The sequence below is a fragment of the Pseudophaeobacter sp. genome (assembly GCF_048267565.1).
Classification (GTDB): domain Bacteria; phylum Pseudomonadota; class Alphaproteobacteria; order Rhodobacterales; family Rhodobacteraceae; genus Pseudophaeobacter; species Pseudophaeobacter profundi.
Map to the genome: position 1 here is coordinate 1 of NZ_JBLWXG010000023.1, position 9,385 is coordinate 9,385.

The window sequence follows — 9,385 nt, forward strand, 5'->3', positions numbered from 1 at the left end:
CCGAGCGACCCCATTCCGCGCTTGATCGGCGAACGCCGGACGAGGCATATTGGGCGGGCTTGGAAGAGCAAAAAGCAGCATGAAACCTAAACCCGGTACACCTTAGCAAAGCTGCAGAACTGTCCGAAAAAATGTGGGACCACTTCAGGGTTCGTAGTTCAGCATTAGGTATGCTCTCGATGTTACGTGCGGCCATTAGCAATTCTCGGCCAAATGCGCTCATGTCAATATTGCCTCCGAACTCAATAAAAGCGATCCGCAACCGAACAGTAATCGCTTTTGCTCAAATAGAGTTGGTCCCGTTCTCGTTTCAACCGCTATAGTTGATTTGAAGCTGTCTACCCGCCGTCTGGTGACTGACAAATCCCCGCTGCGCACCTTCTCCTCGCCCATGACGTAGGCTCCGTCCTTTCGGATCGCCGGTAGAACCTCGCGGGTCACCCAGTCCTGAAACGCCTTGGCTTCCGGCTTGTCGGAGTGCATGACGAGCTTATAGAGGCCCCTTTCGGGGGGGGCTATCGCCGCGTTGGGGGTGCTGCGAATACCCACGGCCAGTCTGTGGCTTTTCCTTTCGTCAGTTGGGGAGCTAACGTAGTTCTAAGCTACTTTAGAGTGCGCTTGAGGGAGCAGCGATTGAAAAGAGCTTGAACCTCTTTTCAAAACGTTCTTCTCACCCCGGTTGAGCTAAGTTCGTCTTAGCCCTTTCGGAAATGACTACCCGGCGCGGATTACCCCGCCCCTGATGTGGGAGTATTGCGTGGCGTCTCTCGGCGGCGTCTTTGCTGATCGCCGGAAGGACCGTCTTCGTAACCCAATCCTGAAACCCTCTGGCTTCCGGCTTGTCGGAGCGCATGACGAGTTTGTAGAGGCCGCTTTCGGAGATGGTCTTCATAGGCTGGAGAGAGCGAGAGGTCTGAATTTTTAAGACCCCTCGTTCGTCGTCCCCTAATTGTCTCAGTTCGGGTAGCCAAGTATATCGAAGACATCCTGCGTCTCGGTTGGGGAAGCTAACGTCACTCAGGATGACGGTAGACCGCGTGATTACCCACGGTTAGTCTGTGGGTCCTCCTCTCATCCGTTGGAAAGCGGCCAATCCGCTTATGGGTGCCCTTTCCGGTGTCCATACCCAGCACCCGGCAGACATCCTTCGCCACGTTGGGGAAGCTACCCTCAATCGGATTGAGGTTAGACCCCGCGAATAACCGTATTGGGCAAGGAATGGAATGCAGGGGGCACCCGCCCCGGGGATCGCCACCGCCGCGATCAATGTCAAAACAAAATCGCGCTCGCCTGGTATGCCGCGTCAAGGCAGTGCTCAGCATCCCCGAGCGACCTTACAGAAAACCTAGAGAAACCCATGCCTCTACCGAAAACGGTCGGTCGTCCGTCCGAATGGATGGTGGCTGATCAAGTCGACAACCATGGCGCACGACTCAAGAGCCGCGCCGCATTGAACGAACTGCAAACCTGTCAGTGTCCCGGCTGCACCCGCCGCCGCACCGGAATCTCCCGGTATTGTTCGACCCACAAAGAGCGGGCCTCATCGCGCGGTGACCCGGTTTGCACCCGGTGGCCCCGCCGCAATGAGCTAGTCATTTTCAAACATGCGGTCGACCTATACCGCCAAGCGAACCCGCAGTTCTCCGAAAGCGTGGCGCTGGGTCTCAGTGAGCTTGACCGCAGCCATACGCCGCCACCATCATTTCAGCTTCGCTATAGGGATATGCACCCGAAGCTCCCCCGTGTCGCCAAGGCCAAGGGGTTACTGGCGAACTGGGTCCACCGGGATGGCAACGCCTATAGCGACTGTATCCTCCACGCCTTGGCCGTCATCGGCTGGGCGGAGGTGTTTTACGATGGTCTCCACGAGAACCGATTGGCCTTCATCAGGACCGCTGCCGGTTCCCTGTTGGGTGATATTCGCGGCCCCAGTACCGCCGGAGCAACGCTCCGATATGCGACCACAGGAGCTACCAAGCGCCACCTAGGCAAGGCTTTCGTGTCTCACGCTGAAACAGTTTACGGCAAGGCCTTCTGGTCAAATGCCGTCACCACGCAGGACGGGCAATCCATGACCCTCCTGTCTTATGCAAAGGCCGCGCTCCGCGTGGCTGACTTGCATCCCTAGCGGTCAAACCGACCGCACCCGACACCCCGAAAGTGAGTGAATAACAATGTCCCGATGGGCAGAATTTGAAGATGGAGGCCATATGAGCCTCCCCAATCCGATGGATGAAGCCAGCGGCTACACCATCCGCAATGGTAATTCCTATGCATCCGGCATGGCACCAATGGACACGCCTCCCGGTACGATCTGGAACGAGGAGTTGCAGACATACATAGATGAAGACGTAGCGGAGACGCTTTTTCGCTCTGATGGCCCCTCAAACGATCCATACATGGGCGAACGAGACGGGCAGCCGTTCTCGCATGACACCCAGCACGACGAACGCGAGATGGGCGACGACGAGCTTGCCGAGCTACAGGCCCAGATTGAGGCGGAACAGGAAGACAGAGCGTCCGGTAACGAAACGCTTGATGCCATCACCGAGGAGTATGGTGCCGATACGGTTGATGATGCCCTGAATATTCTGGTGAATAGCGCCGAGGTGGAAAGCACCGAGGATACGCTAGCGAATATGGCGGAGGCTCTCGGTTCGGACCCCGCCACCATGTCCAGTATGATCTATACGGCGGTCGCAGAGGCCACCCCAGCCGCAGAGGAGGTTATCGGCTCCGGTTGCTGGAATAGCCTTCTCCATGCCTCAAGTCTTGGCGGAGACCGCGAAGCGCGGGCAATCGTCGCCGGGTTTACATCCGGCCATGTCCCCGCAGAGGCAATGCCGGAACTCTACCGCAAATGGTACCGCAGTCTCCCCGACGCCGAGGGCTAGGCCCTATGCTCGATTTTCTGATTGCCGCCCATGCGGCCACCGTTCTTTCGGCGATCATTGTCGCCTCCCTCTCACAATAACGAAGGTACCCCAAAACATGTGCTTCGATAACGACACGGAGATGCCAGCTCCTACCAAACCACCGGAGGTTCTCGATCAGGACGCCCCTGAGAAGAAGACCGCCAACAAACAGAGCGCCAACGCTCTCGCCATCGGCACCAAGGCCTACCGCAATGAGACGGGCCTCGGATCGACCGGCAAGTCCCAGAAGGTGAAACCTAAGGGACCCTCAGTTTCCGTTTGATGCGGAGGAAAAGGAGAAATGCAGATGGCGAAGAATAGTAGCGCCCGTGAAAAGCTTGAGGCGGAACTTGCCGCCCTCGACGCCAAGGAGGCCGAGGACACCCTTGCAAACCAACTCGCGCAAACCAAGGCTACTCTAGAGCGCGTCATTTCTGAGCGCGATAGGGCCAACTTGGAGGTCTCGCGTCTGTCCCAGATCATAGCCGAAGACCGCAAGCTAAAGGAGCGCGACAGCATCCTTCAGCGCCGTCAGGCGGGGCCGGGAACCCGGCACCAGATGCTTAGGGAGGCCGCTGCCCGTGCCAGTCGCGCATATAGCGCGGTGGTCCAGAAAGGTATCCGAGAGGGCACTCACGACCCGGCAACCGGTGCACCTTATGATAAGGCGACCAATCCAAAGCCCAAGGATTTCACCGACCCGAAAACCCCTATGTCCAAGGGCGACCTGGCGGAATTGTTTCCGCAACTGGGAGAATCCGAGGGTGCCGCGTAGGGCACGGCGTCCCGATCAGTTTACCGAGGGGATGAGCATCCACGCCGCCACACTGCGGCTATAGCTGCCTCCTAACACCGTTTCCTATCCCGTTTCTAAACACCCATGGAATGGCAAATCTGTCTGCCTGTCTCTCACCACCGTGAGGTTTTCTGCGGCTGGACAGGTTCGGGAGTAACGGAGGTGGCGGTTCTCTCCCTTGGTCCCCCATCGGCTCCCCATGCACCACCGAGACCACCAGTCAGCAATTTTGTAACTACAAAAAACTGGAACGCTGGCTGACCCTTCCTATGGTCTCCGTTGCCGCATCATTGCTGGCGCTTGGTCTTCTGAGTGTGGAAAGTATGGGGCGCCGATGGGTTTCACGAGAGTTCGACTATTGGCTGTTAAAGACGGGCATGGCTTCCGTGCCGCTCCGCCACCGGATCAGTTTCTCTAGAGCGTCGGGCGGAATCCGCTCTACGTGGAAATCCACAGCCTCCGGTGGCAGGTTCTTTTCTGCTGCCGCACAGGCCTCCCAAGCTCCGGGGCGGTGGATGACCCCCGCTGACACGAAATCACCTTTTGTGTCGGTGTAGGTGATCAGGAACGCCTTGCTCATCACGCAAACTCGCGAACAACAAAATCGTCTGCATCGGCAGAGGCCATCTCCAGCGCAATCTGACAGGCTTCCCAGTGATCCCGCGCAAATATCTCTGTGAACTGGCCCCTTTTTCGACCGGACACTCGGGCATGACCATGGAGGCTTAGGGATATCCCTAAGCACGTGCTTATGTCTGACTATGAGATCATCACCGATGGCGGTCGCCGACGCCGCTGGACTTCATCTGAGAAGCTACGGATCGTCGAGGAGACGCTGGAGGAGAACGCCAGCATCTCGGTCGTGGCGCGCCGCAATGGCGTGGCACCGAACCTGCTGTATCGTTGGCGGCGTCTGATGCTGGAGGGAGGGGCCGTGGCCGTGTCTGGAGACGATGACGTCACAAGCAATCGCGCTGTCCGACAGATGGAAGAGCGCATCCACGAGTTGGAGCGCCAGCTCGGGCGCAAGACGCTCGAGGTCGAAATTCTGAAGGAGGCGCTCGACAAGTCGCGCTCAAAAAAACTGACGTGGCTTGCGCAGTCGCAGCCGAAGGACGGTTCCCAATGAGCGTGGTGGCCAAGACCCTCGGTGTCTCCCGCTCAAATCTTCATGATCGCCTGAAGGGAGGCGCGAAGCCGCGGCGGCGCTATCACAAAGCGCAAGACGCGGCGGTGGTGCCGCTGATCACCGCGCTCGTGGCAGCGCGGCCGACCTACGGATACCGGCGGATCGCCGCGCTCCTGAACCGCCAGCTGCGCTCGGAGGGCCTGGCACCGGTCAATCACAAGCGGGTCTATCGGATCATGCAGACCCATAACCTGCTTCTGACGCGGAAATACACGGAACGTCCCGAGCATGTTCACGACGGCAAGGTGATCGTCATGCGTTCGAACCTGCGCTGGTGCAGCGATGGCTTCGAGTTTACCTGCTGGAACGGCGATATCATCCGCAGTGCCTTCATTATCGATGCCCATGACCGTGAAATCATCGCCTGGCGCGCTGTGGCGAATGCCGGGATCAGCGGTTCCGATATTCGCGATATCATGCTGGAGGCCGTCGAGCGTCGCTTCGGCGCTTACCGCGCCCCATCCGTCATCGAGATGCTGTCCGACAACGGCTCACCTTATATCGCGAAGGACACGCAGATCTTTGCTCGCCAGCTGGGACTGAAGCCTTGCTTCACGCCGGTCCAGAGCCCGCAAAGCAACGGCATCTCGGAGGCTTTCGTGAAAACGCTGAAACGCGACTACGTCCAGGTGACTCCACTGCCCACCGCCCCGACAGTTCTTGGATTGATCGAAAACTGGATCGAGGATTACAATGACAACCACCCGCACTCAGGGCTGAAAATGCGCTCGCCCCGCGAGTTCATTGCCGCTCAAATCGCAACCGCCTGAGTGTCCGGCGAAACGGGGGCAAGACCAGGGTCTTTGTTGTAGTTTATGAAATATTCAACCAACTGAATTCTTGGGAAGATTGTTGTTTTTTAATGCTCTGTTGACCGCCCACTCGTAGAAGCTACCCTGGCGTAAGGGACTGCGAGTTAAAGCCTTGTAGTGGATATGAAACCCTTTGAAATCAGGGTGCCAGATAGGTTCAAGGCCATATGCAGGGTCAAAAATTCTCTCACTCTCCTTTCCCGTCCAATAGTAGAAGCTTTCCTTTGGGGCGGCTGTGGAGAAGAATTTATACTTTTTCGCTAAGCGAGAAATTCCATCATTTCCAAATATTGTTATGCCGATATCGGCTGGCCGAACCTCCCGCCCAAGTATGCGGTGCCATAGGGGGCGGAAAAAACCCCGCCCGAGGCCAAGCCAATTGGGTAGAGCATCCGTCCCTTCGATGAAATTCTGGAATTCATGGATGACCGCATGATCGGCGGGAAAGTACATGGCGGAAACGCCGAGACGTGATCGATTCTCTCTCGCCAAATAAGGTTTCGAGAAGTCAAAATTAACGCGGTTCACAAGATACACGTCTGTATCAAGCCAAAGCCCTTCGCCATGTTTCATGAGCATTACACGAAAGAGGTCGCTGTATTGCACGACGCTGATCTGGGAAGCTAATTTTGGATAGCCGGGATCTAGGCGTTTAAAGGTAACTTGAGGAAGTATTGCTTCGGCATCTCTTAGTTCAACACCGTTAGGTACGCCAACCACCGGGCCGTAGGAAAATAGCTTCACACGATACCCGGCCAGAACCATCGAAGATAAGCAAATACGGTCAACGGGCCGCAATTCTGAACCGAACCAAAATGTGCAAATGTCCAATGCTCACCCCTCTCCCGGCAGGTTATCTTTTTGCCAAATGCAACTAGGTCGCCTTCCTTTCTCTGAAAGTCAACAAAAGCCCTACGCGTAGTTTCTTCGGGAAAGGTGCACTGGTCCTTAGGGCTGAGACTCAATCATAGCCAGAATGCGACGAGTGTTGCGAGGGCGACGGCGGACAGGAAGTTCCTGGCGAGTTTGTCGTAGCGAGTTGCAACGCGTCGGAAGTCCTTCAGGCGGCAGAAGGCGTTTTCGATGAGATGGCGGCTCTTGTAGCGTCTGGTGTCATACCGGATGGCGCGCTTGCGGTTTGACCGGCCCGGTATGACCGGGACAATGTGAGATTGGCGCAGGTGCTTTCGCAGGCTGTTTGCATCATATCCCTTGTCGGCCAGCAGATACCTTGCTCCCTTCAGTCCGGCCAGCAGATGGGGCGCTACCGGGCTGTCTGCCGCATTGCCTCCGGTCAGCATGAACGCAAATGGGCGACCGATCACGTCGGTAAGGGCATGGATTTTCGTGGTCTGCCCGCCCCGCGAGGGCCCGATAGCCTGATTTTTCGCCCCCCTTTACCGCCGTGCGCCGAGCGGTGCGCCTTGACGTAGGTGCTATCGATGGACGTGCTCTTCGTCACCGCCCCGGATGTCGCAAGCGCCTCGACCAGATCGATCCAGAAGCGTTTTCGTGACCATCTGTTGAAGCGGTTGTAGATCGTGGTCGAAGGCCCGTAGTCTTTCGGGCAATCGCACCATCGGCAACCCACCTTGAGAACATGGATGATGCCGGAGATTACCCTGCGATCATCGACCCTGCGGGCTCCGCCCTTGTTCGCCGGAACAAGCGGTTCAATCACCGCCCATTGTTCATCCGACAGCCAAAACAGATGTCCCATCCAAGCCTCCAAATCACTGATTTGGCAAAATGAATCTGATTTGCTGCGTCAAATCAATGCTATCAACGGGTTTTGACCCTAGAGCGCCTTTCAATCGGATTGCTTCGTGCCCGATAGTGTCTTTAAGGGCAGCAAATACGGCGTCCCCCAGCTAGAGGGAGATGGCGAGCCTGTCTATGACGCGGTCCGCCGTGAACGGCTAGAAAAGGCGAGTGAAATCGGCCAGAGCCGGGGCGATCCTTTGGATGAAATCTTTGGTTTCTCCAAGGGGCGGGGCGGTTCCGTAGGAGGTGGCGAGACGTCTCGGTTGGATGCCGTTTTTGGGGTTGAAAGCTAGCCGGACGGTTTGGCGGGGGAGAAATCCCCCGTCTCAAGCTGGGGATAGTGGGAATATGCAGTGGTCAAGCGGGCCCCCACCTTGCGTTGGCATTACTCTTGGCGCTTCATGAATGTTGTTGGAACAAGACGTGAACGCAAGAGGTGAATTTGGCAGAGCGCATCACAGTGCCAGAAATAAACAAGAATAATATCCCTGCTTTCGAGGATGAACCGTCTGATAAAATTATCGATGATATTCGAGAGCACATAAACAAGACTAGTTCCCCTCATACGTGGTGGGGGCATAGTCATACAAAGCCCGAGCAGGGGGCTTTTGTCGTGTATATAGAAGAATTCGACGTGCCAGCATCTCCGAAGGTGCTTCGGGTGGCACCCTGCCCATGCTGCAATCCCTATCACCCACAGTACAAGCATAAAGGGAAGATCGCTTGGTTTCCCAATGAGGCAGTTATTCGGCTTATCGGGCCAGATTGCTTCGCCGCTCTGAATGCTGCCGGTCACGAGGAGGCCCTAATCGCCCTCAGGAAACGGCGGAAGGAGCGGGAAGAACTGGAAATTATTCGGTTGCACAGCCCTCATTTGGCGACCATGGTCGAAATCATTGATGCCGCCTCCCAAATTGCCGATGGGCTGGATTCGCTTAGGCGCAGGTTGCGCAGCGTACTTGAGGGGGAGCTTGAGCTAAACCTCTGGCGAGAGGTGAAAGACGGGTCCCTGCAACTCTCCGAAAACACTCGGGTGCCCTTCACTCGAGCGGACGGCACCACCGGGGAGAGGGTCGAAGAGATTAGGACAGAGTATGCTCGGGTAGTGGGCGTGGAAATGCTCTCTCCATACACATACGTCCCCAGTGAGAAACTAATGGCCTTCAGGGCGAGCTACCTGCGGTTCGCCGCCCGTCTGCGTGAAGTCGTGGACCTTCGAGATTTGGAGCCCGACGAGCGCCAGAAGATGTCGAGCGCCCTCACAAAAGGCCGAAACGAACTTGCTCAGATTCTTGACACTCTCCGTGGGCGACAGCGCTTCCTGACGTCTGGTGCAATCGACATTCTTGGAGCGTGGGGTGAGCACCCGAATGCTCCCCGAAAGTTCAACCTAAGGCGAGTGAGGAACGAAATTACCGCATCATCTCCCGGGAACTCTCGAGCGAAGCCAAGCGCTCTCCGTGCGATAGTAACCGATGAAGCGGTAATGCCAGTGCCTAACTTGCCGGAGCTACGGTCGACAGGTTGAAGCTAAGAGCGCGCTTATCTCGTCACGTGAGTTAGGTGCGCCAATTTTCCAAAAAATCTGTCAGAGTATTTCATATACTACACATACCAGCTTCCCCCACGGGGGGCTGGGGTGTGGGGCGGTAATACCTATGCCGGGACCGTGCTTTTGACCTATGCGTCTAATGCATTACGTAGAAAGTCGGATAGGGCTTGTCGAGCCCGCCGGCCAGCGCGGCGACGGTGCCTGTCTCCAGACTGCCCTTGTGGGCGGCAGCGTCGATGCCGCGCGCGAGGCCCGAAGCAATCGTGAAGCCGGCGCTGCCAAGGTCCGAGGCCAGGCGCTGGGCCATCTTGATGCCGGTGACGGAGGCGTTGCGGGCACCGACCATGGCGATGGTGG

The 9,385-nt window shown here is 57.0% G+C and carries 12 protein-coding genes; 6 read left to right on the forward strand and 6 right to left on the reverse strand.

Annotated elements, in window-relative coordinates; genetic code table 11:
* Positions 1 to 219 precede the first annotated feature (219 nt).
* Positions 220 to 549: a BRO-N domain-containing protein gene (locus ACN0VH_RS20725; protein WP_417702493.1), complete on the reverse strand. Its 330-nt coding sequence runs from the start codon at positions 547 to 549 to the stop codon at positions 220 to 222.
* A 121-nt stretch (positions 550 to 670) separates the two neighbouring features.
* On the reverse strand, positions 671 to 1,042 hold the full coding sequence (locus ACN0VH_RS20730) for a BRO-N domain-containing protein (protein ID WP_417702508.1): 372 nt from the start codon (positions 1,040 to 1,042) through the stop codon (positions 671 to 673).
* A 315-nt stretch (positions 1,043 to 1,357) separates the two neighbouring features.
* Between ACN0VH_RS20730 and ACN0VH_RS20735 the strand changes: the two genes are divergently transcribed.
* The 3 genes from ACN0VH_RS20735 to ACN0VH_RS20745 all read left to right on the forward strand — a co-directional run bounded on the left by ACN0VH_RS20735 (position 1,358) and on the right by ACN0VH_RS20745 (position 3,690).
* A complete protein-coding gene (locus ACN0VH_RS20735) occupies positions 1,358 to 2,128 on the forward strand; it encodes a hypothetical protein (RefSeq protein ID WP_417702495.1) in 771 nt (256 codons plus the stop codon).
* An 82-nt stretch (positions 2,129 to 2,210) separates the two neighbouring features.
* The gene (locus ACN0VH_RS20740) at positions 2,211 to 2,894 is read left to right on the forward strand and encodes a hypothetical protein (protein ID WP_417702497.1); all 684 of its coding nucleotides are present in this window, start codon (positions 2,211 to 2,213) and stop codon (positions 2,892 to 2,894) included.
* Between the two features lie 328 nt (positions 2,895 to 3,222).
* Entirely contained in the window at positions 3,223 to 3,690 is a 468-nt protein-coding gene (locus ACN0VH_RS20745) for a hypothetical protein (RefSeq protein WP_417702498.1), read from the forward strand.
* A 376-nt stretch (positions 3,691 to 4,066) separates the two neighbouring features.
* Here the strand turns inward: ACN0VH_RS20745 and ACN0VH_RS20750 are convergent, their stop codons facing one another.
* Positions 4,067 to 4,291, reverse strand: a complete 225-nt coding sequence (locus ACN0VH_RS20750; RefSeq protein ID WP_417702500.1) for a hypothetical protein — start codon at positions 4,289 to 4,291, stop codon at positions 4,067 to 4,069.
* 153 nt (positions 4,292 to 4,444) lie between these two features.
* Here ACN0VH_RS20750 and ACN0VH_RS20755 point away from each other — a divergent pair.
* A protein-coding gene (locus ACN0VH_RS20755; protein WP_417702510.1) for an IS3 family transposase occupies positions 4,445 to 5,670 on the forward strand; the annotation gives its coding sequence in 2 pieces (ribosomal slippage) (positions 4,445 to 4,787 and positions 4,787 to 5,670; 1,227 coding nt in all).
* Between the two features lie 54 nt (positions 5,671 to 5,724).
* On the opposite strand, the gene ACN0VH_RS20760 is transcribed toward ACN0VH_RS20755, so the two are convergent.
* Positions 5,725 to 6,543 carry a hypothetical protein gene (locus ACN0VH_RS20760; protein WP_317090350.1) on the reverse strand — a complete coding sequence of 273 codons (819 nt, stop codon included), beginning with the start codon at positions 6,541 to 6,543 and terminating at the stop codon, positions 5,725 to 5,727.
* A 134-nt stretch (positions 6,544 to 6,677) separates the two neighbouring features.
* Positions 6,678 to 7,432, reverse strand: a protein-coding gene (locus ACN0VH_RS20765; protein WP_371328541.1) for an IS5 family transposase whose coding sequence is annotated in 2 segments (ribosomal slippage) — positions 6,678 to 7,097 and positions 7,100 to 7,432 — 753 coding nt in all. Because the reading frame shifts where the segments join, the coding sequence is not laid out codon by codon here.
* A 106-nt stretch (positions 7,433 to 7,538) separates the two neighbouring features.
* Between ACN0VH_RS20765 and ACN0VH_RS20770 the strand changes: the two genes are divergently transcribed.
* Positions 7,539 to 7,769 (forward strand): hypothetical protein, encoded by a 231-nt coding sequence (locus ACN0VH_RS20770; protein ID WP_417702503.1) that lies wholly within the window; start codon positions 7,539 to 7,541, stop codon positions 7,767 to 7,769.
* Between the two features lie 149 nt (positions 7,770 to 7,918).
* Entirely contained in the window at positions 7,919 to 9,004 is a 1,086-nt protein-coding gene (locus tag ACN0VH_RS20775) for a hypothetical protein (protein ID WP_417702504.1), read from the forward strand.
* Between the two features lie 160 nt (positions 9,005 to 9,164).
* Here ACN0VH_RS20775 and ACN0VH_RS20780 read toward each other — a convergent pair.
* The coding region (locus tag ACN0VH_RS20780) for a DNA-processing protein DprA (protein ID WP_417702506.1) at positions 9,165 to 9,385 on the reverse strand (221 nt) is incomplete at its 5' end.

Excerpts from the sequence above, each read along its gene's own strand:
- ACN0VH_RS20740 (WP_417702497.1), top strand. The coding sequence starts at position 2,211 with ATGAGCCTCCCCAATCCGATGGATGAAGCCAGCGGCTACACCATCCGC.
- ACN0VH_RS20735 (WP_417702495.1), top strand. The coding sequence starts at position 1,358 with ATGCCTCTACCGAAAACGGTCGGTCGTCCGTCCGAATGGATGGTGGCT.
- ACN0VH_RS20745 (WP_417702498.1), top strand. The coding sequence starts at position 3,223 with ATGGCGAAGAATAGTAGCGCCCGTGAAAAGCTTGAGGCGGAACTTGCC.
- ACN0VH_RS20750 (WP_417702500.1), bottom strand. The coding sequence starts at position 4,291 with ATGAGCAAGGCGTTCCTGATCACCTACACCGACACAAAAGGTGATTTC.